Source organism: Collinsella intestinalis (assembly GCF_902501455.1).
Classification (GTDB): domain Bacteria; phylum Actinomycetota; class Coriobacteriia; order Coriobacteriales; family Coriobacteriaceae; genus Collinsella; species Collinsella intestinalis.
This window is the reverse complement of the sequence record NZ_CABWIC010000011.1, coordinates 288,966-312,826: the sequence shown is the minus strand read 5'-3', so window position 1 is coordinate 312,826 and position 23,861 is coordinate 288,966. Positions and strand designations below refer to the sequence as shown.

Annotated in this window: 20 protein-coding genes; 5 read left to right on the top strand and 15 right to left on the bottom strand. The window is 62.7% G+C overall.

Going from position 1 to position 23,861, the window contains the following annotated elements:
- Positions 1-10: 10 nt before the first annotated feature.
- Together AOBCEHNH_RS06330 and hisS are read right to left on the bottom strand one after the other, a co-directional pair.
- On the bottom strand, positions 11-2,836 hold the full coding sequence (locus AOBCEHNH_RS06330) for a phosphoenolpyruvate carboxylase (protein ID WP_152063608.1): 2,826 nt from the start codon (positions 2,834-2,836) through the stop codon (positions 11-13).
- 232 nt (positions 2,837-3,068) lie between these two features.
- Positions 3,069-4,379 carry a histidine--tRNA ligase gene (gene hisS, locus AOBCEHNH_RS06325; RefSeq protein ID WP_152063607.1) on the bottom strand — a complete coding sequence of 437 codons (1,311 nt, stop codon included), beginning with the start codon at positions 4,377-4,379 and terminating at the stop codon, positions 3,069-3,071.
- Between the two features lie 195 nt (positions 4,380-4,574).
- Between hisS and AOBCEHNH_RS06320 the strand changes: the two genes are divergently transcribed.
- Positions 4,575-5,642, top strand: a complete 1,068-nt coding sequence (locus AOBCEHNH_RS06320) for a threonine aldolase family protein (RefSeq protein ID WP_152063606.1) — start codon at positions 4,575-4,577, stop codon at positions 5,640-5,642.
- A 74-nt stretch (positions 5,643-5,716) separates the two neighbouring features.
- On the opposite strand, the gene AOBCEHNH_RS06315 is transcribed toward AOBCEHNH_RS06320, so the two are convergent.
- The 3 genes from AOBCEHNH_RS06315 to AOBCEHNH_RS06305 all read right to left on the bottom strand — a co-directional run bounded on the left by AOBCEHNH_RS06315 (position 5,717) and on the right by AOBCEHNH_RS06305 (position 8,700).
- Entirely contained in the window at positions 5,717-6,895 is a 1,179-nt protein-coding gene (locus tag AOBCEHNH_RS06315; RefSeq protein WP_193221204.1) for a DMT family transporter, read from the bottom strand.
- Between the two features lie 212 nt (positions 6,896-7,107).
- The gene (locus AOBCEHNH_RS06310; protein ID WP_226803326.1) at positions 7,108-7,698 is read right to left on the bottom strand and encodes a GNAT family N-acetyltransferase; all 591 of its coding nucleotides are present in this window, start codon (positions 7,696-7,698) and stop codon (positions 7,108-7,110) included.
- A 153-nt stretch (positions 7,699-7,851) separates the two neighbouring features.
- A complete protein-coding gene (locus AOBCEHNH_RS06305) occupies positions 7,852-8,700 on the bottom strand; it encodes a class II fructose-bisphosphate aldolase (RefSeq protein WP_152063604.1) in 849 nt (282 codons plus the stop codon).
- A gap of 309 nt (positions 8,701-9,009) precedes the next feature.
- On the opposite strand from AOBCEHNH_RS06305, the gene AOBCEHNH_RS06300 reads away from it, so the two are divergent.
- A complete protein-coding gene (locus tag AOBCEHNH_RS06300) occupies positions 9,010-9,819 on the top strand; it encodes a DeoR/GlpR family DNA-binding transcription regulator (protein WP_152063603.1) in 810 nt (269 codons plus the stop codon).
- 103 nt (positions 9,820-9,922) lie between these two features.
- Here AOBCEHNH_RS06300 and AOBCEHNH_RS06295 read toward each other — a convergent pair whose 3' ends face one another.
- The 5 genes from AOBCEHNH_RS06295 to AOBCEHNH_RS06275 all read right to left on the bottom strand — a co-directional run bounded on the left by AOBCEHNH_RS06295 (position 9,923) and on the right by AOBCEHNH_RS06275 (position 13,906).
- The gene (locus AOBCEHNH_RS06295; RefSeq protein ID WP_152063602.1) at positions 9,923-10,858 is read right to left on the bottom strand and encodes a hexose kinase; all 936 of its coding nucleotides are present in this window, start codon (positions 10,856-10,858) and stop codon (positions 9,923-9,925) included.
- 102 nt (positions 10,859-10,960) lie between these two features.
- The gene (locus AOBCEHNH_RS06290; RefSeq protein WP_152063601.1) at positions 10,961-11,845 is read right to left on the bottom strand and encodes an aldose 1-epimerase family protein; all 885 of its coding nucleotides are present in this window, start codon (positions 11,843-11,845) and stop codon (positions 10,961-10,963) included.
- 248 nt (positions 11,846-12,093) lie between these two features.
- On the bottom strand, positions 12,094-12,621 hold the full coding sequence (gene lacB, locus AOBCEHNH_RS06285) for a galactose-6-phosphate isomerase subunit LacB (protein ID WP_152063600.1): 528 nt from the start codon (positions 12,619-12,621) through the stop codon (positions 12,094-12,096).
- Positions 12,622-12,633: 12 nt separating this feature from the next.
- On the bottom strand, positions 12,634-13,062 hold the full coding sequence (gene lacA, locus AOBCEHNH_RS06280; protein WP_152063599.1) for a galactose-6-phosphate isomerase subunit LacA: 429 nt from the start codon (positions 13,060-13,062) through the stop codon (positions 12,634-12,636).
- Positions 13,063-13,141: 79 nt separating this feature from the next.
- Complete coding sequence (locus AOBCEHNH_RS06275) at positions 13,142-13,906, bottom strand: DeoR/GlpR family DNA-binding transcription regulator (protein ID WP_226803325.1); 765 nt, start codon at positions 13,904-13,906, stop codon at positions 13,142-13,144.
- Between the two features lie 267 nt (positions 13,907-14,173).
- Here AOBCEHNH_RS06275 and AOBCEHNH_RS06270 point away from each other — a divergent pair, with 267 nt between their 5' ends.
- Positions 14,174-14,512 carry a PTS lactose/cellobiose transporter subunit IIA gene (locus AOBCEHNH_RS06270; RefSeq protein WP_152063598.1) on the top strand — a complete coding sequence of 113 codons (339 nt, stop codon included), beginning with the start codon at positions 14,174-14,176 and terminating at the stop codon, positions 14,510-14,512.
- 73 nt (positions 14,513-14,585) lie between these two features.
- Here the strand turns inward: AOBCEHNH_RS06270 and AOBCEHNH_RS06265 are convergent, their stop codons facing one another.
- Positions 14,586-15,632 (bottom strand): LacI family DNA-binding transcriptional regulator, encoded by a 1,047-nt coding sequence (locus tag AOBCEHNH_RS06265; protein ID WP_152063597.1) that lies wholly within the window; start codon positions 15,630-15,632, stop codon positions 14,586-14,588.
- A 388-nt stretch (positions 15,633-16,020) separates the two neighbouring features.
- On the opposite strand from AOBCEHNH_RS06265, the gene AOBCEHNH_RS06260 reads away from it, so the two are divergent.
- Positions 16,021-17,895, top strand: coding sequence for a lactose/cellobiose PTS transporter subunit IIB (locus AOBCEHNH_RS06260; RefSeq protein ID WP_152063596.1), 1,875 nt, complete (start codon positions 16,021-16,023; stop codon positions 17,893-17,895).
- Between the two features lie 120 nt (positions 17,896-18,015).
- Positions 18,016-19,446, top strand: a complete 1,431-nt coding sequence (gene lacG, locus AOBCEHNH_RS06255) for a 6-phospho-beta-galactosidase (RefSeq protein WP_152063595.1) — start codon at positions 18,016-18,018, stop codon at positions 19,444-19,446.
- 287 nt (positions 19,447-19,733) lie between these two features.
- On the opposite strand, the gene AOBCEHNH_RS06250 is transcribed toward lacG, so the two are convergent.
- The 4 genes from AOBCEHNH_RS06250 to AOBCEHNH_RS06235 form a co-directional block, all read right to left on the bottom strand.
- Complete coding sequence (locus AOBCEHNH_RS06250) at positions 19,734-20,360, bottom strand: BRCT domain-containing protein (protein WP_152063594.1); 627 nt, start codon at positions 20,358-20,360, stop codon at positions 19,734-19,736.
- A 111-nt stretch (positions 20,361-20,471) separates the two neighbouring features.
- Positions 20,472-21,632, bottom strand: coding sequence for an N-acetylglucosamine-6-phosphate deacetylase (gene nagA, locus AOBCEHNH_RS06245; protein ID WP_152063593.1), 1,161 nt, complete (start codon positions 21,630-21,632; stop codon positions 20,472-20,474).
- Positions 21,633-21,763: 131 nt separating this feature from the next.
- Entirely contained in the window at positions 21,764-22,927 is a 1,164-nt protein-coding gene (locus AOBCEHNH_RS06240; protein WP_006723249.1) for an SIS domain-containing protein, read from the bottom strand.
- 193 nt (positions 22,928-23,120) lie between these two features.
- Positions 23,121-23,852 carry a GntR family transcriptional regulator gene (locus tag AOBCEHNH_RS06235; protein ID WP_006723250.1) on the bottom strand — a complete coding sequence of 244 codons (732 nt, stop codon included), beginning with the start codon at positions 23,850-23,852 and terminating at the stop codon, positions 23,121-23,123.
- Positions 23,853-23,861: the final 9 nt, after the last annotated feature.

Below are 23,861 nucleotides of genomic sequence, written 5' to 3'. Positions count from 1 at the left end.
GCAGCAGACCTTACCCGGTGTTCTGCAGGCCGGCAGAGACGCCGGTGACGGTCTCCAGAACCAGGCTCATGAACTCGGCCTTGGCCTCCTCGGACAGCTCGTCCTGGTTGGCACGGACCTCGCGCAGCGCGCGAACCTGCGCGAGCGACAGCGCGTCCACGAACGGGTTGCGCACGCGCACGGCCTGACCGAGCACGCGACGGTGCTCCAGCGGCCACGCGTCGCCCACGATGCGCAGCACCCAGGAACGCGTGAGCATCATCTCGTCAAAGACCTTGTCGGCAAGGTCGGCGCGATCGCCGAGCGCAAGATACATCTTGGCGATGCGACTGTCCGTCTTGGCGATCGACATCTCGATGTTGTCGATGAACGTGTTGAACAGCGGCCACTCGCGGTAGGCGCGCTGCAAGAGCTCCAGGTCGCCCAGCTTCTCGCAGGCGGTGCCCAGACCGTACCACGCAGCCAAGTTGATGCGGGCCTGGCTCCAGGAGAACACCCACGGGATCGTGCGCAGGTCATCGAGGGACTTGGCGCCCAGGCCTCGCTTGGCCGGACGGCTGCCGATGGGCAGCAGGCCGACCTCGGTGAGCGGCGTCACACACGAGAACCACGGCGTGAACTCCTCGGTGTTCAGCAGGTCGAGGTAGCGCTCGTGGCTGGCCTCGTTCAGCGCGGCGGCCATCTCGGCATAGCGCGCGGTCATCTCGGTGTTCGTACGCTCCACGGAAGGCGCGGAGTTGAGCAGGGTCGCCGCGGCAACGGACTCAACATGGCGCTGCGCCAGCGCAGGATTGCCATAGCGGGCAAAGATTACCTCGCCCTGCTCCGTGACCTTGAAGAAGCAGTTGACCGAGCCGGCGGGCTGGGCGAGCACCGCGCGGTTGGCGGGACCGCCGCCGCGGCCGACAGCGCCGCCGCGGCCATGCATGAGCACCAGGTCGATATCGTGCTTCTCGGCCCACGCGACGATGCGCTCCTCGGCGGAGTGCAGGGCGAGCGTGGCGGTAGTAGGGCCGGCGTCCTTGGAGGAGTCGGAATATCCGAGCATGATCTCCATGCGGCGACCGGACTCGGCAAGGCGATTTTGCACCGCGGGGATAGCGAGCATCTCCTCGAGCACGTCGACGCAGCCCTCGAGGTCCTCGAGCTGCTCGAACAGCGGGATCACGTCGAGGGTCGGGACGTCCTCGGCGTGCGCGAACGCCAGGTTCGCGAGCTCATAGACATCGGCCACGTGGCTCGCGCTCTTGGTAAACGAAATGATGTAGCGACGGGCCATCTTCTGGCCAAAGCGCTTCTGGATGGACCCGATGGCACGGAACGTGTCGAGCACCTCGCGCGTCATGGGGGCGAGCTCGCCGTGAATACCGTGCTCGCGGATGTCAGCGAGCGCGCGGCTGTGGACCACGGAGTGCTGACGGAACTCCATTTCCACCATATGGAAGCCGAAGGTCTCGACCTGCCAGATGAGGGTCTGAACCGGGCCGTACGCGGCGCGGCGGGCACCCGCGGCGGCCAGCGAGCGCTGGACCACGCGCAGGTTCTCGAGGAACTCCTCGGCGGTGCGGTACATGGTGTCGGCGTTGCGCGTCACCGTGGCGTCCAGGCGGGCGGCCATCACGAGCATCACGGCGCGATGCGGCTCGGAGTTGGATATCTCGCGGGCGCGCTCGGTGAGCACCTCGCTCATCTCAACCTGGTGGCTCCACAGGTTGAGCAGCTCATCCGAGGGCTGCGTATACGCGGCCTCAAGGGTGAGGTTGCGTCCCACGCGACGGCACTTGTCCGCGAGCTTGGAAATCATGTGGGTGGCGTACTTGGCAGCCACCTGACGGCTCACCTTGGCGGTGACGTTGGGGTTGCCGTCGCGGTCGGAACCGATCCAGCTGCCGGGGTGGAAGAACGCCGGGCACACGGGCGGAACCGTACCCGCGACCTCGCCCAGGACCCAGTCGTCGAAGCGACGGTAGATCACGGGAATGGTGTCGAACAGCGTGCTGTCGAAGATGTCGATGATGGTGTCGGCTTCCTCGACGGGCGTGGGCTTCTTGAGAGCGATGGGGCTCGTGCGCACGAGAGCGTCGATCTCCTGCAGCATATGGCGCTCGTTCTCCACCAGGTCGGAGCCGCCCATGTAGGGGCGCTCCTCAAGCAGACGGGCGATGCGGCGAATCTTGCCCTCGACGGCCTTGCGGCGCGCCTCGGTGGGATGCGCGGTAAAGACCGGGTGGAACTCCAGGCGGGAGAGCAGCTCGGTGGCCTTGGCGCCGCCGACCTCCTCGTTGAGCTGGTGGAACGCCACGGTGAGGGCATTCGCGGGGTCGACCGCATCCTCGGTGGACACATTGCGCTCGCGCTCGCGCAGCTGGGCCACGCGATAGTTCTCCTCGGACAGGTTGGCGAGGTGGAAGAACGCGGTGAACGCGCGGACGATGACCTGCGCCTGGTCCACGGGCAGGGCGTCGATGAGCGCCACGGCGTCGCGGAAGGCGCATGCGGAGGGCGTGTCGCTCGCGGGCATGCCCTGCGCGTCCACGGCCTCGCCATCGGCCTCGGCGCCGGGGTCGCCGGCGTTGGCGCGGATCACGTTCATCATGAGCTCGTCGAAGACGTCGAGCACCTTTGCGTCATACTCACGCAAGACACGACGCTCGAGACGCAGGAACAGCGCGAGGTTGTCGCGGAGCTCGGCGGGGATGTCGATATCGGACAGGACTTCGACGGCGGCCGCCAGGTCGGTCAGGTCGATGCGGCGGGTACCGGACATCACGTCGGTGACCATGTCACCGGTGATGAAGTCTCCGAGCCGCTGCTCTGCAGACGTATTCTCTGCCACGCTACCTCCTTAGATGTAGGCACGGATGCTCCCACTCCCAGGGCCCCGTGCGACCGCACTATTATATGCGGGCGACGCATCACCTACCACCTACTTTAGTCTGATAGAGTTCCTCTCCCGCTTTTCAACAAATAATCGGCAGACGGCGTGTATGTCCCGACGGGTGGGCGTACTCGCGCCAAAAAACGGCGGGGCACTCGCCCCGCCGCAACCATGCGATTCGACTTTCGCGCTACAGCCCCGCGATGACCTCGGCGGCGCTGGCACGCTCGATCAGGCTCTCCTCATGCGTGGCCATATTGCGCAGCTTGACCTTGCCGGCAGCCAACTCGTCGCCGCCGATGATCACGATGTGCGAGGCGTTGAGCTTATCGGCGAGCTTGAACTGGGCCTTGAGGGACTTGCCCTGGTAATCGCACTCGGTGCGGACCCCGCGGCCACGAAGCTCGAGCGCAAGCGCGAAGACCTCGTCCCTCAGATCGGCACCGGCGTTGGCGACGAACACGCAGCGATCGGCGTCGCAATCCATCTCCCTGCCGAACGCCTCGAGGGCGAGCACGGCGCGCTCGAAGCCGACCGCAAAGCCGACGCCCGGCGTGGGCTTGCCGCCCTCGAGCTCAACCAGACCGTCGTAACGGCCACCGCCGCCGATGGAGCCAACGCCCGCGCCCGGGGCCTCGACCTCGAAGACGGTGCGGGTGTAGTAGTCGAGGCCGCGAACGAGCGTGGGGTCCTCGACGTAGGCGATACCCGCCGCGTCCAGGTACTGCTTGACCTTTGCATAGTGCTCGCGGCACTCGTCGCACAGGGAATCAGGCATGAGCGGGGCGCTCTGCATGATCTCGTGGCAATGCGGGTTCTTGCAGTCGAAGGCGCGCAGCGGGTTGAGCTCCGCGCGCTCGCGGCACTCGTCGCACATCTCATCCTCATGATCGAGGATGAACTGGCGCACGGCCTCGCGATATGCGGGGCGGCACGCCGGGTCGCCCATGGAGTTGATCAGCAGGCGAAGCTGGGAGAGGTCGAATCCAAGACGCTCGTAGAAGCGCATGAGCATGATGATGCACTCGGCGTCGGCCGCGGGGTCGGGCGCGCCCAGCCACTCGATGCCCACCTGGTGGAACTGGCGCAAACGCCCCTTCTGGGGACGCTCACCGCGGAACATCGCCTCAGCGTACCACGCCTTGAACGGAGCGGAGCCCTGCGGGACCAGGTTGTTCTCCACCACGGCGCGGACAACACCCGCGGTTCCCTCGGGTCGCAGGGCGAGACGCTGCTTGGCCTTGAGCTTCGCATCGGTGCCCTCCGCGAGGACGCGCTCGAAATTAGCGCCGGAAAAGACGCGGAACATCTCCTTGCGGACCACGTCGGTGGACTGGCCGATGCCATGCACGAACACGTCGAGCTGCTCGATCGCCGGGGTCTCGATGGGCTCGAACCCAAACGGCCCGAACACCTCGGCCGCGACCTCCTGCATCTTCTGCCAAGCGCGCATATCGCGCCCAATGAGGTCCTTGGTGCCCTCTGCTCGCTGTGCCTGCATGTGGCGTCTCCTTCGCATATCCCCTGGCATCCGCCGGGCGGTACATCGTCAATCTCTCCATTATAGGGGCAGATAAGGATGTGCCCCGACATTTTCCACGCGTTATACTTCGTTTTGGCAAAGTGCGTCGCCGAACCTCGCCGCGACCCGCGCGCCGTCTTACGCTCAACTCCCGCACGCATGAAGGGGCAGGACATGCACCAGTTCCGCAACGATTACTCCGAGGGCGCCGCACCGGAAATGCTCGAGGCGCTCATCAGCACCAACGACGAACAGGCACCCGGGTACGGCACCGATTCGCACTGCGAGCACGCCGCCGAGCTCATCCGCGAGGCGTGCGGCCAGCCCGATGCCTTCGTGCAGTTCATTCCCGGTGGCACCGCCGCCAACGCCGTGTGCATCTCCGCCTTCACCGAGGACTTCGAGGGCCCGATCCTCGCCGCCGATGCGCACCCCACCGCGCATGAGACCGGCGCGATCGAGGCCTGCGGCCGACGCATCCTCGCCACGAACGACACCCTGGGCGTGCTGACCCCCGCCGAGGTTGAGCGCGTGTACCACGCCTCGATCGCCGGCGGCTGCCACTGCACGCGCCCGGCCATGCTCTACTTCTCCAACACCTCCGAGCTCGGTCACGTGTATACACGCGCCGAATTCGACGCGCTGTGCGATGTGGCCGAGAAGCTCGATCTCGCCGTGTACGTCGACGGCGCCCGCATGGCCAGCGCACTCGCCGCGCCCGGCGGCGACCTCACCCTCGAGCACTTGGCCGCACGCGCCGACGCGTTCACGCTGGGCGGCACCAAGGCCGGCATGCTCTTTGGCGAGGCGCTCGTGGTGAGCCCGCGCTCCAAGCGCGGACAACGCGCCATCGACCGCATCCCCTACCTCACCAAACGCGGCGGACACATGACCGCCAAGGGGCGCCTCATGGGCGTGCAGTACACCGCTGCGTTCACGCGCGGCGAGGACGGGTCGCTCCCCTATTTCGTGCACGCTGCAAGTGCGAACGAATGCGCTTGCATACTCGCCCGCGGCCTTGAGAACGCAGGGTTCGAGCCGCACGTGCGCACCAACGGCAACCAGCAGTTCTTCTGGTTTGACTCCGACGACGCCGTCCGCATCGTCGAGGCATGCGGTGCCGAGGTAACGCCCGCTGTGGATCCCGCGGGTCGCGACCGCATCCTGCTGCGCTTCGTGACGAGCTGGGCATGCCGCCCCGAGCATGTCAATGAGCTGCTGGGGTTTGTCCGAGGACTGTAAAAACAACTGAGCGCGACCGCTTCGACTCTCGCAATACAAAAGAAAGGCGCCCGGAGGCGGGCGCCTTTTCTCATCTACTTCTTGGGGAACCACTTTCGCAGGAAGCTGAAGTGCGTCTCGGACAGCACGATCGACAGGAAGATCAGCACAAAACCGAAGATCAGCTTGCCGGTGAGCACTTCACCCGCCATGAGGACGGAGAACAGCACGCCCGAGGGGCTCTCGAGCGAGAGCAGCAGCGAGCCAGTCGCCGGCGGCACGTGCGAGAGCGCCTGATTCTGCAGCAGCAGGCCGATGGTGGTGCACACCACGGCGAGGAACACGAGCTGGCCGACAATCTCGGGCGTCCACTGCTCGGCGGGGACGCGGGGCTCGAAGGCGGTGGTCGCCGCAAGCGAGAACAGGCCCACGAACAGGAACATCCACGAGGTCAGGACGCTGACGTCGCGCGTGCGGCCGATATGGCCCACAACCGCCATGTCCACGGCGAAGAACACGGCGCCCACGAGCGTCATGAGATCGCCCATCTGAATGCTGAAGTTGTCGAGCGCGACGAAGCCCACGCCCACCAGGCACAGCAGCGCAGAGGCGATATGCCACTTGGTGACGCGCTCCTTGAACAGAATGAGCGCGATGAAGGGCACCAGGATGCAGTAGGTTCCGGTGAGGAACGCGTTCTTGCCCGGGGTGGTGTCGACCAGGCCGAGCGTCTGCGCGGCATAGGCCGACCAGATAACGCAACCCATGAGCACGCCGAACCCAAGGTACTCGCGGTTGAAGTGCGCCTTGATGCGCTTGCGGAAGATGATGAACATGATGACCGCCGACAGCAGAAAGCGACAGGCGAGCAACATGAACGTGGGGACCGTATCCAGCACGGTCTTCATGGTCAGGAAGGAGTAGCCCCAGATGAGCGCCATCGCGACGAGCATGAACTTCCAAAACAGCGGCGAGCGGGCGCCGGCGCCTCGAAGCTTCCCCGGAGCGCGGTCCTCAGGCGGGACGGGTACGGCGTCCTTGCTTGCGAACGGATCGTTTTCTTCGATACCGGCGGTGGTCTTTGCCACCTGTTCCCCAATCACGGTCTTCAATTGAGCCCACGCCTCGCTTTCTCCCTCATAACGCACGCCGGACCTGCAGGCACAGGCGTATTTCCAGGTGCCACCCTTATGCGCGCGCTTCATCGCACGCACGTCCTCTATGGTTTTGACGGTGGTGATGTCATCCCCACGCTCGCGATCGATGCTGGTCATCCCGGCTTCCCCGCGCACCCGAGCGTGGTGTCCGCACCTCATAGGCGCCACTCGGCATCACATAGTTCTAGCGTCGGCCCCCCGACTTGATAAACATTACCATACGCTTTACCTGCAGCTCAACGCACCACGCTAAAGCGCTGGCTCGATATTTGCGAAAACGACGGGCCATCGTTCGCGCTGGCGCCCTGCGGCGAGAAGCAGACCTTGGCTCAGCGCTCCACGCATGTGACGGAGGTCTCGGGAAATGGCGTCACCGGAGGTTGGTCCGTACGGTGCTCACCGAGTATCTTTTCCATCCAAATCATGTTGTACCAACGGCCGCCCTTGAACCCGCATTGGTAAAACTCCCCCACCAAGCGGTATCCCATATGCTCGTGGAAATGCTGGCTGTTGCGGGTAAGCGTTTCGTCATCCTCACCATCCGGGACGGCGATGCAGGCGTACATGTTGAGAACGCCCTGCGCGGCGAGCGCCCGCTCCAGGGCATCGTGCAGCGCGCGGCCGATCCCCTCGCCCGCATGACCCTGCGCCACGTAAATCGAGGTCTCGACCGCCCAATCGTAGGCGGGCCTGCCCTTGAAGGTTCCCGCGTAGGCGTACCCAACCAGGCGCCCGTCGAGCTCGGCAACCAGATAGGGGAAGAACTCCATGGTCTTGCGCATGCGCTCGGCAAACTCCGCGGGCGTGGGCGGGACGTACTCGAAGGTGATCGCCGTCTCACGTACGTACGGTTCGTATATGGCAGCCAGCTCCTCGGCATCCTCGATACGTGCCAGCCTAACCCTCACGTCTCCGCTCATGGCCATCCCCTCTCAAATCGTTTTCGTCTATCTTATCCCAGGCGTCGCCCCCGCGTCCGACCGTCATACGCGACCGGTAAGGCGCGCCCATACAGAAGGGCCGGCATGGAAACCACGCCGGCCCTTCCGATGGGAGCAAGTTGTTAGCGCGAATTAGGCGCGACCGCAGGAGCCGAGGTTCTCCATACGGATCTTGACGATCTTGATGATCTCGGCCATACCAGCCTGACCCGGGTTCTTGGGGTCGAAGTTGTTGGGGTTCTCAGCCATGTAGGCCATGTAGCCCTTGGTGTAGGCCTGACGCAGCTCGGTGGCGTAGTTCACCTTGCAGATGCCGTTCTTGACGGCCTCGGCGACCTGCTCGTCCGGCACACCGGAGGTGCCGTGCAGGACCAGCGGCACGTCGACGGCGGCACGGATGGCCTTCACGACGTCCTGGTCGATGTGGGGCTCCTCGGTGTACACGCCGTGGGCGGTGCCCACGCCGATGGCGAGAGAGGTGCAGCCGGTGCGCTCGACGAACTCCTTGGCCTCGACCGGGTCGGTGTAGGGGGACTCGCCCTCGACCTCGACGTCGTCCTCCTTGCCGCCAACCTTGCCGAGCTCAGCCTCGACCGGCACGCCCATGCAGGCGCCGGCGTCGGCAACGGACTTGGTCAGGGCGATGTTGTCCTCGAAGGACTCGTGGGAGCCGTCGATCATGACGGAGGTGTAGCCAGTGCGAAGGGCCTTCATGCAGCGATCATAGCCGTCGCCATGATCGAGGTGCAGGGCCACGGGCACGGAAGCGCGCTCAGCGGCGGCCTTGACCATGCCGTAGAAATAATCGAGGCCGGTCTTCTTGATGGTGCCAGAGGTGGTCTGCATGATGACGGGGGACTTGGTCTCCTCCGCGGCGGCCAGGACGGCCATGACGAACTCGAGGTTCTCGACGTTGAAGGCGCCGACGGCGTAGTGGTTCTTCTGCGCGTCGAGCAGCATCTCCTTGGTGGTTACGAGCATGAGCGATCGCTCCCTTCTCGGCCCCGGTACACCCGTGGGCACCTGCCATACCGCCGGCACCGATACCGACGTAATTGCTGCATCCATTGTACAAAAGCGGCAGTTCACGTGCTGCGCTATTCACGCATGGCCAGCGCGTCCGCACACGCCCATCAGAAGAGAAACGAAAGATTCGCCCATCCTCGCGCATTTCGTCATATTTGCGTTCGTGATAAAACGAAAGAGAAACAAACTCTTTTTGTTTCTCAAAAAGAAAATAATGCAAAATGAACTCATCACATTTTGCACACGATTGGCGAGGAGGCTTCCATGTCCGCACCCACATCCCGCACGTTCGCCGAGGAGCGTCGCACGGCCATCATGGATATGCTCGAGCGCAGCGCGTCCGTGCAAGTCGCCGACATCGCACAGGCTTTCGGCGTCTCGACCGTCACGGCCCGCGGCGACCTTGATGCACTCGCAGCTGCAGGCAAACTCAGGCGCACGCACGGCGGGGCTGTCTCACTGCACAAGACCCTGACCGTTTCGGTCCAAGATCAGCGTGTCAACGTGAATGTCGATGCCAAGCAGTCCATCGCACGTGCCGCCCTTGAGCTGGTGCGCGATGGCGACACCGTGTTCGTCGATTCCGGCACCACGGCCCTCGAGTTCGTACGCATGCTGGACATGCGCACGGGGATCACGGTCATCACCGCCGACATCACCATCGCCGACTACATCGACGAGAGCCTCCCCTCGGTCGATGTCATCATGCTCGGCGGCGAGCTCCGCAAGGGCCACCGGTACCTCTTTGGGCCGCTCACCATGGCGGCCATCGCCACCATTCACGCCGACCTCGCGGTGATCTGCCCGGGCGCATTCGTCGCAGGACGCGGCTTTGTGACCGACTTCCCCCAAATGGCGGAGATCAAACAGGCCGCGATGAGCGCCGCGAGCCATTCCGTCGCCCTCATGGACGCCAGCAAACTCACCTCCCGCGGAACGTATTGTTTCGCCCCCATCCACGCGGTCGACCACATCGTCATCGATAAAGACGACGAGGGCACCCTCTCGGATGCCCTCGCCAAACTGCCGAACGACGCCAAGCGTCCTCAGCTTATAGTCACCACTGAACAGTAGCGGGTTTTCCAGGCGCCCGAGGTTCCCGTGAAAGAGGAGGGCACACGCCTTGCGTGCGGCGCCCAGCGATTGAACAGCAAGATCGGGTACCCGGGAAAGCCGCCTAGAGCTCGGTGACCTCAACGGCGTTGTAGACCTCGTCCCAGCGCTCGATGACCAGGTGGCCGGTCTGCGGATCCATGGCGTTGAGCTTGCCGCAGGTGTTGGCCGTCTTGAGCACGGTCACATCGTCGGCGCCGGCGGCGATGGCATGCGCGAAGCCGGCGATGGTGGAGTCACCGGAGCCGGTGGCGTTCACGGCCGGGATCGGCGGAGTCACGGCGCGGTAGATCTTATCGCCGTGGAAGGCAAAGGAGCCGGCGGCGCCCATGGACACGACGACCCACGGAATACCGGCGAAGCGCTCGTCGGCCTTGAGTGCGGCGGCCAGGTCGGCGACCTGCTCGGGCGTGTAGCTGGTGCCGAGCAGGGCGTTGATCTCGGTGAGGTTGGGCTTCACGAGCGTGGGCTTGACCTCGGCCTCGAGGGCGGCGTCGAGCGATGCACCGGAGGTGTCGAGCAGCACGGGAACGTTGTGCTTGGCGGCCTCGGCGACCATGCCGGCGTAGAAATCCGCGGGGACGCCCTTGGGCAGGGAACCGGAGATGGTCACGCAATCGGCCTTGGCGACGAGCTCGGCGAACTTGGCGGAGAAGGCGGCGAGCTCCTCGGCGGAAATCTCGGGGCCGCTCTCGAGCAGCTCGGTCTGGTTGCCCTCGTGCAGGATGTTCAGGCAGATGCGGGTCTCGCCGGCGATGGGCGTGAAGTCGTGGTTGATGCCGTCGGCGTCCATGAGGGAGCCCATGTAGGCGCCCATGTGGCCGCCGAGCAGGCCCGTGGCGACGACGTCGTCGCCCAGCTGGCACAGGACGCGGCTCACGTTCAGACCCTTACCACCTGCGGTCTTCTTCGGGACGACGCGGTTCACGTCGTCGATGATCAGCTTGTCCAGCTGATACGCCGTATCGATGGCGGGATTCATGGTGACGGTCAGGATCATGGTTCCTCCTATTCTCGGACCCGATGTCTGAGTCCGGTACAACACGGTGAGGCCTCGGGCGGCACGACGTCCGCATCGTCGTGCCGGACAGAACCGAAGGCGCTAGAGAATCTCGATCGAGAAGGTGCGGACGACGGTCTCGCCGGGCTTCGCGGTCAGGCAGCCGCGCTTCTCCTCGAAGACGTCGCCCTCGTCGGAGCAGGTGGACAGACCGCCCCACGGCTCGATGGCGACAAAATCGCCCTCGGGCTTGCTCCAGATGATGAGGTAGGGGAAGTCCGGGAAAGACACACGAAGGCCCTTCTCCTCCCCCTTCTTCACAAGGTCGACCGTACGGCTGTTGAGAACGTCGAAGATCGTCTCGGCGAAGTCGAAGAGCTCGTGGGTGAGCGGCAGCGTGCGGCCGATCATCGGGTTGGCGCTCCTGTTCTCCACGTCGATGAGGCCGGTGGACGGGACGGCGGTGCACAGGGTCGCGGCCTCGTCGGCATCGAAGCGCAGCTCGTAGTCGGAGTAGCCCTCACCCTCGTCGAGCGGGCAGGCGAAACCGGGGTGGCCGCCGATGAAGAACGGCATGTCCTCGTCGCCCTCGTTGGTAACCTCGTAGCTCACCTGCAGTTTTGCGCCGTCAAGCGCATAGCGGGCGACCAACGTGAACGGGAACGGGAACTGCTCGAGCAGCTCGGGATGCGCGGCGCTCGCGAGCTTGAACGCGATGGAGTCCTCGCCCTGCTCGGCGAGCTCCCACTCCTGCTTGCGGGCAAAACCGTGACGGCCCAGCTTGATCTGCTTGCCCGAGCGGGTCTGGGCAACGTCCTCACGCAGACCGCCGCAGATGGGGAAGCACACGGGAGCCTGACCGCTCCACACGGCAGGGTCTCCCTGCCAGAGATATTCACGCCCCTGGGAGACCAGGGAAGTGAAGGAGCCGCCGGCGGTGGTGAAGCCCACGCGCAGGGTGCCGTTGTCCAATACGAATTCGGCCATCGCCTTCTCCTCTCCGCACTACGACATGCGAAAACAAGGGATTACATGCGTGCATGAAGCGTGTCTTGATTGTACCGCTCGGAAGCGATATCAGGGTTTCGCCGCGGCGCGGGCGGGCCGCCGCGGCTCGAATAAAGGAAACCAAAGAAAAGCCCGCGCCCCTGTGGAGGCGCGGGCTTTCGGGGGTCTTTCGCCGGGGACGGGCTTCCGGGAAACGCCCGGTCGCGCCGCCCTCTTCGGGTGATCGGCTAGTCGTGGTACTCGCCGCGGTCCCACTTCTCGATGAACTCGTCGAAGAAGTGCGGGTCGGCCTGGGCCTCGGCGTCGGCCTTGTTCACGGCGTCGATCTTGGCCACGAGGGCGTCGCGCTCGGGGGTCGGCTCGTACTCGGCCTCGAGGAACGCGAGCATGATGTCGGCCATGAGGAACTCGCCGGTGATCTTGCCGCCGAAGCCGACCACGTTGGCGTTGAGCTCGCGGCGGGCGTAGAGGGCGCTCGTCATGTCGCGGACCAGGGCGCAGCGCGCGCCGGGCACCTTGTTGACGGAGTTGGTGATGCCGATGCCAGTGCCGCAGAGGACAACGCCGAGGTCGGCCTTGCCGGAGGCCACGGCCTCGCCAACGGCCTTGCCGTAGATCGGGTAGTGGGTGCGGGTGTGGCTGTAGGTGCCGCAGTCGAGGACCTCGTAGCCGGCCTCCTCCAGGCGGTCGTGCAGGTACGTCTTCTCGTCGGTGACGATGTGGTCGCAGCCGAGCGCAATGATCTTCTTGGTCATGATTCGTTCCCCCTAGGCCATCTTGTTGAGCATGTCGACGCGCACCTGGTGACGGCCGGCGGCGTAATCGGCCTTGAGGAACTCGCGGGCGATCTTCTTGGCGACCTCGGAGCCCACCACGGCGGAACCCAGGCAGACGATGCGGGAGTTGTTGTGCTCGCGCGTCATGTAAGCGCTGCGCTCATCGGAGATGTTGGCGGCGACCATGCCCTTGACGCGGGTCGCGGCCATGTAGCTACCCACGCCGTACGCGTCGAAGCAGAGGCCCTGCGAGCCCTCGTTCTCCATCAGGTCGGCGGCGACGGCGCAGGCGGAATCGACAAAGTCCGCGGCGGGCTCGACGGAAAGGTCGACCACCTCGTGGCCGTCCTCGATCATCGTCTCCTTGATGAGCTCCTTGAGCGGCATGCCTGCCGCGTCAGAACCGATGACAACTCTCATGCTGTCCTCCTTTACGTGCGCGCACCCGATATGCGCGCTTGGTTACCTTGCCCAGACACCGACGCCGTCCACAAAGAAGCTAGCAGATCACCTTGGTGAATTCCTCGACCTGCTGGCGCTTCTCGTCCGCAATCGAACCTTCGCAGATGAGCGCGTCGATGTTTGAAAGCCTGTAGAACGTGTAGAAGTCCCGCTGGCCGATCTTGCTTGAATCCGCCACAAGATACCTGGTATCCGCCTGGTCGAACGCGAGCTGTTGGATGCGCCCCTCGTCCATATTGGAGGTGGAGACCGCGTCAAAGCAGATGCCGTTGGCGCCTATAAAGGCGACGTCTATGCCCAGAGTCGAGATGGCGTCCTCCGCCACGGGGCCCACAAACGCGGTGGTGCGCCTGCGGTACTTTCCGCCGATGAGGCAGAGCTCATAGGTCTCGTTGGGCTCCAGCAGGGTGAAGATGGACTGCGAGTTGGTGATGATGCGCAGGTTACACGAGGGCAATAGCGGAACCATCTGCTCGATAGTGGTTCCCGTGCCCAAGAAGATAGTCGAATCCTCCTCGACCAGGCCCGCTGCCGTACGCGCTATATCGATCTTCTCGCTCGCATGGCGGGCGCGCTTCTCGATATGGCTGTACTCGTGGCGGATCATCGAACGGTGCTGCGAAGACGCGCTACGGGCTCCCCCGTGGACGCGAATCACCTCGCCGGCGCCCGCCAGTTCCTCCAAATCGCGGCGAACAGTCATGTCCGACACACCAAGGGCGTCCACGATCTCCTTGACGGAAACGGTGCCCTGGCTCTCGATAAGGCGCATGAGCCTATCTTGTCGTTCAGCTTTGATCACCACGTCCTCCTTTCACAGGTTCCAACATAGTTAAACATTTTTCAACATGCAAGAACTTTTTCAAACTTTGTAAAAATATAAACGATTTCCCACGTAAACTGCCGTACAAGACCGTTTACGGCAGTTTTTATGCCACTCACGCTGTAAATATCACGTGTCATCTTGTTTGATTTTGTTGAGATGGTATTGTTCGACCTGCCCGGATATTCCAACAGCTTGCACGTTTGCCCATCAAAATGAGCACGTGCCCATACAATGGGAGGAACCATGGCATCAAAAGAAGAGATCTCGATGATCGGCTTTGAGATTGTCGCCTACGCTGGCGACGCCCAGACCGACCTAATCGCCGCATGCGAAAAGGCAAGCCAAGGCGACATCGATGGGGCGCGAGCCCTTCACGAATCTGCAAAGCAAGCTCTCATCGACGCCCACGACGTCCAGACCAGGCTTCTCTCCCAGGAAGCTGGAGGCAGCGAAATGGACGTCACCTTTATCATGGCTCATGCCCAGGACACCCTGATGACCACCATGCTGCTTGAGAAGCAGACCAAGTTCACCATCGATGCCTACCAGCGCATCGCCCAACTTGAAGCCAGGCTCGCCTAGCGCAAGGCGCCATCAAGCTTTTGAGACAACCCAACTAATGAGGGGGCCGCTTTCCGAGCGACCCCCTCTTCATCTATATGCGATCAGCCACGGTGCCGCGCTCGACCAGCTCGCCCGGCAGACGCACCGCCTCGACCTTAGATTCTCTCGATAGCTGGGAGAAGAAGTAGTCGAACGTCTTTCGGCCACGCTCGCGCATGTCGAAGCGCACAGTGGTCAGGTCATTGTGGGGCACCATGCCCTGCATGGAATCGTCCACGCCTATAACGCTCACGTCTTCCGGCACACGCCTGCCATGGGCGCGCAGCGCCATGATGGCACCCATGGCCATTTGATCGTTGGCCGCGTAGAGGGCTGTCATCTCAGCGTCTTGGACGAGCTTCTCGCCAAGCTCGTAGCCACTGTCCGCAGTCCAATCCCCGTGTAGGGGCTCAACGACTTCGAGCCCCGCGCGCTCCAGCGAGTCTCGCCAACCGCGCGTCCTGAAATCCGCCGTGATCGAGTCTTTGGGACCGGCCAGGTGCCTGATCTGCGTATGGCCGCGCGAGCGAAGGTGGTCGACCACAAGCTGCGAACACCCGTATTGATCGGAGTCGATAGTGGTGCAACGCGGGTGTTCCTTCATGGAGATGATGATGGTGGGCAGGCCGTTGAGCGGCTCGAACTCGTCAAAATCCTCGATGGTCCTGTTGGTGTTGAACACCATGCCGTCCACGGGGAGCTCCGCCAGGCGACGCACGGTGTCCCGCAGGCGCACGGACTCGCTCTCATCAAACTCGATCAAGGTGACGGCGTAACCGTACTCGCGGGCGGCGGACATAAGCCCCTCCAGCGTAGCGACGTTACCCGTATGGGTGATATCGAACATGCACAGGCCGATGCAGCCGTACTTGCCGCCGCGCAGCGACCTGCCGGCAAAGCTGGGGTAAAAGCCAAGCTGGTCCATGGCATCCATAACGCGCCTTCGAGTCTCCTCGACCACGCACGCCTGCCCGTTGACCACGCGCGACACCGTCTGTCGGGAAACGCCGGCAAGCTTGGCGACGTCTGCCATGGACACCGCCCTACCAGGCTTGTGGACTGCGGAATCTGCCGCCGCCATCTTGTTATCCCGCTCCATCCAACGGCTCCCCTCGCATTGCGCATGCTCTCAGATTGATGCTCGAATTGCTGTTCAAACTGCTGTTCTGGTAAATGTAGCATCAACTGAGTGCAAGCTGAAGAGCACGTGCGCATTGGACGAAGGCTATCACCTTCTCCGCGCACCTCTGCCTGCATCTATCCCGCCGCTTGCCGCCAATAATCGACCGCTCGCATCCCTTTACCCCCAACGCCCCTTGCACCGCCATCAACTCATGTTAACGTGCTCATTGTAGAAATGGGCACGTGCTCATAACGAGTAACATCCGGGCAGAACATACTCGTAAGCAGCGCAAGCTCACCCTGGCAGCCATCTCTACCAGCACGTTTAGTGGCTGCAAAAGCAAACCCATGCAAACGGAGGGTCCATGGAAAAGCTCATAGCGCTCATCGAGAAAGGCAAGCCTTTCTTCAACGCCATCGCTCGCAACAAGTACCTCAAGGCAATTCGCGACGGCTTCATCTCCGTCATGCCCATCATCATCGTCTCCAGCATCTTTCTTTTGGTCAGCGCCGTCCCCAATGTCTGGGGCTTCTACTGGCCGGCAGAGATCAACGACGTTCTCATGAAGGCCTACAACTACTCCATGGGCATCGTCGGCATCTGCGCAGCGGCCACCACGGCCAAGCACTTCTGCGATGCGCAGAATCGCGACCTGCCCAAGAACAACCAGATCAACTTCATCTCGGTCATGATTGCATCGCTCATCGGTTTTCTGCTGCTCTCCAGCGACGCCATCAGCTTCACGGATAACGGCGTCTCCATCTCCGGCCTCGCCAACGGCTACATGGGATCCAAGGGCCTGCTAACCGCTTTTATCTGCGCGTTCGCCACCGGCATCATCTACAAGTTCTTTATCAAACGCAACATCACCATCAAGATGCCCGAACAGGTGCCGCCCAATATCTCCCAGACCTTCAAGGACATCATCCCCTTTGGCGTCTGCCTGGTCTTCTTCTGGGGCTTTGACTTTGCATTCCGCAACATCTTTGGCTTCTGCTTCGCCCAAGGCGTTATCCAGGTGTTCCAGCCGCTCTTCTCCGCGGCAGACGGCTATGTTGGCCTCGCCATCATCTACGGCGCCATGTCGCTCTTCTGGTTTGTGGGCGTCCACGGCCCCTCCATCGTCGAGCCCGCAATCTCCGCCGCCCTCATCTCCAACCTCGAGCTCAACATGGCCATGTACCAGGCCGGCGAGCACGCAACCGCCGTCCTCACCAAACCGCTTCAGGATTTCGTCGTCGCCATGGGCGGCACCGGCGCCACGTTGGTGATCTGCTTCATGTTCGCCTTCCTCGCCAAGTCCAAAGAGATGCGCGCCGTGGGCCGTGCCTCAGCCGTGCCGGTTTGCTTTGGCGTCAACGAGCCGTTCCTCTTCGGCGCCCCCATGGTCTTGAACCCCATCTTCTTCATCCCCTTCATCTTCGCACCCATTGCCAATATCTGGATCACCAAGTTCTTCATCGACGTCTTGGGTATGAACGGCTTCATGTTCAGCCTTCCCTGGACCACCCCCGCGCCCGTGGGCATCGCCATGGGTCTGGGACTTCAGCCCCTTGCGTTCCTGCTCATCCCCGCCCTGCTGATTGTCGATTTCCTCATCTATTTCCCCTTCTTCAAGGTATACGACCGCGAGAAGTGCGCCGAAGAGGCTGAGGCCGATCAGGCTGAGGTCGCACAGCGCGCCGCCCAGAAGCAAGCAGCCATGAACGCGGCGTTCCAGGGCAAGGCGGATACGGCAAGCGTCGCCACCGGTGCCGTCGCCCAGGCCGCCGCGAGCATGGCAGCAGAGAAAAAGCGCGCCGCTGGCCAGTCTGTGGACGAAGAATCTGCGGGTAATGCCACCTCCGCTGGATCTGATGACGCAGCCGCCAGCGCCTCGTCCAACACCACCGACGTGGCGGGCAACCCCTATGCAGCGCTCAACGGCCGTCGTGTTCTTGTCCTGTGCCAGGGAGGCGGAACCTCCGGCCTGCTCGCCAACGCGCTGGCCAAGGCCGCCCGCGAGCACGGCATCGACCTTGAGACCGCAGCAGATGCCTACGGCAGCCATCTGGACATCATGCCGGACTTTGACCTTGTTATCCTGGCGCCCCAGGCAGCGTCCTACTTCGACGACCTCAAGGCCGACGGCGAGCGCATGGGCGTCGCTTGCTGCGTCACCCGCGGCAAGCAGTACATCGACCTCACCCGCGACGGCGAGGCATCGCTGGCATTTGTAGCCCAGCAACTGGGCATCTAGATTCCTGCGCGTGCAGCGGCGCGCAAGAACAGAGCCCCCATTTCCGCGGTCCGGGGGCAGCACGCTCTACCGCCTTCTCCCGGACCGCTTCCAACCCCTCCTAGCAAGATTGGATTCGCCATGAACCACATCTCCCCCGCCGATACCTTCCAGCGCTTTCCCGACAACTTTGTTTTTGGTGGCGCCACCGCCGCCTACCAGGTAGAAGGCGCTTGCCAATCCCATGGAAAGGGCAAGGTCGCATGGGACGACTACCTCGCCCAGCAAGGCCGCTTCTCGCCCGAGCCCGCCTGCGACTTCTACAACCGCTACGATAGCGACCTCGAGCTGTGCGAGCGCTTTGGCATGAACGGCATCCGCGTGTCGATCGCCTGGAGCCGCATCTTTCCCAATGGCGGCGTGGGCGAGTCCAACCCCGAGGGCGTCGCCTTCTACCACAACCTTTTTGCCAGCTGCCGCGCCCACGGAGTCGAGCCATACGTGACCCTGCACCACTTCGACTCCCCCGCCGCGATCTACGCCAACGGTGACTTTCTCAACCGCGACACCATCGACGCTTTTGAGGCGTATGCCCGCTTCTGCTTTGACGAATACCCTGAGGTGACCCGCTGGTTCACGTTCAACGAGATCGCAGCGGCCACGCTCAACCGCTACGTCGAGGGCACCTGGCCGCAGGGCAAGAAGGGCTGCCTGCACGAGTGTCTGCAGGCCCAGCACAACATGATGCTCGCCCACGCCCGCGCCGTCTTGGCTTACAAGCAGGGCGGCTATCCCGGAACGATCGGCGTCATCCACGCACTGGAATACAAGTACCCCTATGACCCCGCCTGCCCCGGCGACATCCAGGCAGCTAAAAACGACGACGTTTTGCAAAACCGCCTGCTGCTCGACGCCACCTTCCGCGGCGACTATGCGCCCGATACGCTCCAGATCATCGAGCACCTCTGCCAGGCGAGCAACGGCTCAGTCGAGTTTTTGGACGATGACCTCTCGATTATGCGCCGCGCCGCGCAGCTCAACGACTGCCTGGGCATCAACTATTACCAAAGCCGTTTTCTCAAGGCGTTCGACGGTGAGACCGACCTTCATCACAACGGCACAGGCGACAAGGGCACCGGTCGCTGGCGCGTGGCGGGCGTGGGCGAGCGCGCCGTACGTCCCGGCGTTCCCACCACGGACTGGGATTGGATCATCTATCCCAAGGGCCTGTTCGACCTTATGATGGATATTTCGCTGCGCTATCCCAATTACAAGCAGCTGTTTATCACCGAAAACGGCATGGGTCGCAAGGACCAGCTTGTCGATGGCACCGTGGACGATTCCGAGCGCATCGCATACGTCGAAGACCACCTGCGCTGGATCCTCAAGGCCATCGAATGCGGTGTCGACGTTGGCGGCTACTTTATGTGGAGCCTGCAGGACCAGTTCAGCTGGACCAACGGCTATAACAAGCGCTACGGCTTCTTCTACGTTGACTTTGAAACCCAGCAACGCACGCCCAAGGCCAGCGCGTACTGGTTCAAACGCGTCGCCCAGACCCGCCGTTTGTAGGCAACGCGGCATCCGTTAGTCTCAAACAACCATCATTAAACGCACGCGCCCCCTGCCAGCACCGCTGCCGCAGGGGGCGCATTGGTTTCTACCGGTATCCACCGGCACAGACCCTCGTCCGCCTGCAGAGCGGCGGTAAATGGCTTTCACCACGCCTCCCCATTCTACCGCTCCGCACCACTCCGGCGCTTGATTCTCGCTGATCGGAACGTGCATCATGGCGATTTGGGGCAGCGCTGGCGCAAGCAATCTAAAGGCCCGGCGCCCATCGAGCGACCGCGCAAGCGCTATTCGGGCGCGCCCGCGTTCTTGCCAAGCGTCGCATCCATGACGCGCTCGACGCGCTCACGGTATGCAGCCGCCTTCTCGTGATCGCCCTTGTTCTCATATTGCACGGCAAGCAACTGGCAAAGCATGACCTCGTCGGACGGAGTCGCCTTCTCAAGCGCATGCTCCATCTCTGAAATATAGGCGCTCGATTTCTTGAGGAAGATATCGTACGTGCGCCTGTTCACACCGGCCGCCTCTTTACCGCCGTGCTTCTCGATGTACTTGAGCGCCTCCTTGGCCTTGCGTTTGTCCTCGACGTCCACATAGAAGTTGAACGCCTTCACCGCCAGTGCGAGACGTTGCTCATCGCTCATCTTGAGCTTGGCCATCTGCTCGATGGTCCGCTCAGTCTGCTCAGCGTCACTCAACGCCATCGTCGCGTTTAAACGCAGGAAAAGCACGTTGTACTTTGGATACAGGATGCTCGTAAGCGGGCGGTCGACCAGCTTGAGATAGCTTTCAAAATCGCCCTTGGCGAGGTAGGTCTCGAGTTTTCCGACGGTCGTCCGCTTTTTTACCTCAATGTAGACCGTGAACACGAATGCCGCAGCCACCATGACCATGCCGACGGTTTTCATATCCATGTACCTTGACCTCCTGATCGATCGACCGGACCCACCCATACGAAAGGCGCCACCCCAAAACGAGGTGGCGCTTCTCAAGACATACGCGTCTAGGGTGTCCTCACGTGTAGTTTACGCCTTGTAGACGCTCTCACCGCCAAGATACGTCTCGACGAGGGTCAGGTCGCCGGTGAGGACCACGAAGTCGGCATTGCGGCCGGGGCGGATGGAACCGCACTCGTCGGCGATGTCGTTGGCCTCGGCGGGAGCCTGGGTGGCCATGTAGACGGCCTCGGCCTTCGTGGCGATGCCCCACTCGTAGACGTTCTTGACGGCGTCCTTCATGTTGAGGATGGAGCCGGCCAGAGAGCCGCCGTCCTTCAGGCGGGCGGTGCCGCCGGCAACGACAACGGGCAGCTCGCCCAGGAAGTAGTCGCCATCGGGCATGCCACCGGCGCACATGCAGTCGGTGATGAGCGCGACATGCTCATGGCCCTTGGCGTGCATCACGATACCCGCGGAGATGGGGTTGACGTGATGGCCGTCGCAGATGAGCTCGGAGAAGGACTTATCCTGGCTGGAAAGGGCGGCGCCCACCATGCCGGGCTCGCGGTGATGCAGGCCGCTCATGCCGTTATAAGTGTGGACGAAGACCTTGGCGCCCGCGTCCAGGCAGGCCTGAGCCTGCTCGCAGGTGGCGGCGGAGTGACCGAGGGCCACGACGACGCCGGACTTGACGGCCTCGGCGGTGAACTCGACGGCACCATCGTACTCAGGGGCGACGGCGATTTTCTTGACGAGGCCATGCGCGGCGGTCTGCCAGGCGTTCAGCTTCTCCATGGTGGGGGCGGAGAGGTAAGCCGGGTTCTGGGCGCCCTTGTACTTCTCGGTGAAGAAGGGGCCCTCGAGGAAGATGCCCTGAATACGGGCGTGCGGCGTCTCGTCGCCGGCCTCAACGTACTCGGCAACGGAAGCGCAGGCCTTCTCAAGCTGCTCGGTGCTCGCGGTGAGCGTGGTGGGCAGGTAGCTGGTCACGCCGTTGCGCAGGATGCCACGGGACACGATGGCGACGCTCTCGGACTCGCAGTCCATGATGTCGTGGTTATCGAAACCGTGGATATGGGTGTCGACGTAGCCAGGAGCGATCTCGTGACCGGAGTAGTCGCGAATCTCGCAGTCGGGGGCCTCGGTCACATACTCGCCGAAAACGCCATCCTCGACCATGAGGTAGCCGCCACGGGCAACGCGAGTGGGCAGATAGAAGGCATCGGCCTTGATTGCATAAGTGCTCATGTGTTCTCCTAACACGATATTGATGCACGCACTGGGCTTGTACCCAGAAAGCAACGAACGAGCAGCAAGAAAAGCGCCCGCCCGTCCTTGCAGACCGGGCGGGCGCCTTCAATTCGAAATTCCGAGAGCTATTAGGCCTCGAAGGGGTGGATGGTCACGCCCTTGACGACGCGGTTCACGGTGCCGGACGGGGACGGGGTGTCCGGGGTGTTGCCCACACGCACGGAGTTGAGCAGGGAGATGACCTGCGCGACCATGACGAACGGCAGGGCCAGGTAGCCCTCAGGCAGAGCCTCGCCGGCGAAGGTGAAGGAGGTGCCGTCAAACTTGATGGCGCCGTCCTGCTGGATGGCGATGGTCTTGGCGGCGATCTGGTCGCCGTTGATCTCGTTCAGGATGTCGAGGTCGTACTGACGGGTGTACTCGTCGTTGTTCATGTACACGAACACGATGGTCTTGTCGTCGACGAAGGACTTCGGCCCGTGGCGGTAACCCATGCAGGAGTCCCAAGAGGTGGCAACGAGGCCGTGAGCAAGCTCGAGGATCTTGAGCTGAGCCTCCTGAGCCAGGCCCACGAAGGAGCCGGAACCCAGGTAGGTCACGCGGTTGAAGTCACCGGAGAGGAACTCGGCGATCTCGGACTCGCGAGCGACGACGTCCTCGCCCAGCTTAGCGGCAGCCTCGACCCAAGCGGTCTTCTGCTCGAGGGAAGCGGTGTCGAAGATGAGGGTGGAGAGCAGGGTCATGCAGCTGTAGGAGCCGGTCATGGCGAAGCCCTTGTCATTGGCGCGCGGGATGAGCAGCGTGAGCTGATCGGCGTCGCCCTCGGACTCGACGGCGAGCTTGCCCTCGGGAGCGCAGGTGATGTTGATGAACTTGACGTTCTTCACGAAGGTCTTGGCAACCTGAACGGCGGCCAGAGACTCAGGGCTGTTGCCGGAACGGGCAAAGGAGACAACCACGGTGGGCTCGTCGGGGTTCAGGAAATCGCGAGGAGCGGACACGATGTCGGTGGTCGCGATGGGCTTGAAGTCATACAGCTTGGTGTCGCCAGCGTGACGCAGGTAGGGAGCGCAGGTGTCGCCGACGTAGTCGGAGGTGCCGGCACCGGTGAACACGACGGAGAGGCGACCCTCGCCCATGGCGCGAGCCTCGGCCAGGAAGGACTCGATGGCCTCGAGGTTCTCCTTGTAGATGTTCAGGGTGTCAAGCCACAGCTCGGGCTGCTGCTTGATCTCAGTGGTGGTGTTGAAACCACCAATCTCGTTGAGCTGGTCAGTCGTCATCTCGAACATTAATACCACTCCTTTTTAACTTGTGGTTTTACAAGGGCTTTCATTATAAGTTGGTTATCTGGTTATAACCAGTAGTTCTCGACTTCACGTGTTGGACACAATTGACGATTACCTGCCTGAGCAGTTGAGGACCCTGCCGGGGAAAGAGTCGGTTCTCACTCCCCCGCAATCCCCTCAACTGCCCACGCATGAACTACTCGCTGCGACGGTGCTGGACTCTGTACTTGAACTGGTCGGCACGGGCGACCGACAACGTATACTCGACGATCTCGTTCGAGCTGTTATAGGTGGTTCGAACCAGATCGAGCACGGGAGAGCCCTCGGAGATGCCCAAGAGGTAGGCATCGGCAGGACGGGCGATGCTCGCGAAGAACTCCTCCTCCGCAACGCTTATCTTTTCGTGGTAGTCCTTCTCAATCACGTCATAGAGCGGCTTGCACTCAAGCTGGGGGCGCTTGAGGGACAGGAACTTGCGAACGGGAAGGTAGGAACGCTCGACCATCATCGGCATGCCGTCGGCGGAGCGAAGGCGCTTGAGCTTGAAGAGCTTCTCGCCAAGGCGGACGCCCATATGCTCGGCAAGGTTCTTATCAGCCTCGACATCGCAGAATTCGAGGATGGTGGTCATCGGATCGCGGCCCAACTCGCGCATCTGCTCGGTAAAACTGTAAGACTGCATGAGGTTAGTGGTCTGGGCGGAGCGATCGGCCACGAATGTGCCACGCCCGTGCTGGCGAACGATCAGGCCAAGGCGCTCGAGCTCCTGAAGGGCGAGACGGACCGTCGTGCGGGACAGACCATAGCGCTCGGAGAGCTCACGCTCGGAGGAGATCATGTCGCCAGCGTGATACTCATGCTCGATTTTGTCGGCAAGAATATCCACGAGCTGGTCATACAAAGGCTGTTTGCGAGCCGTTGCCACCATGAGAACCGC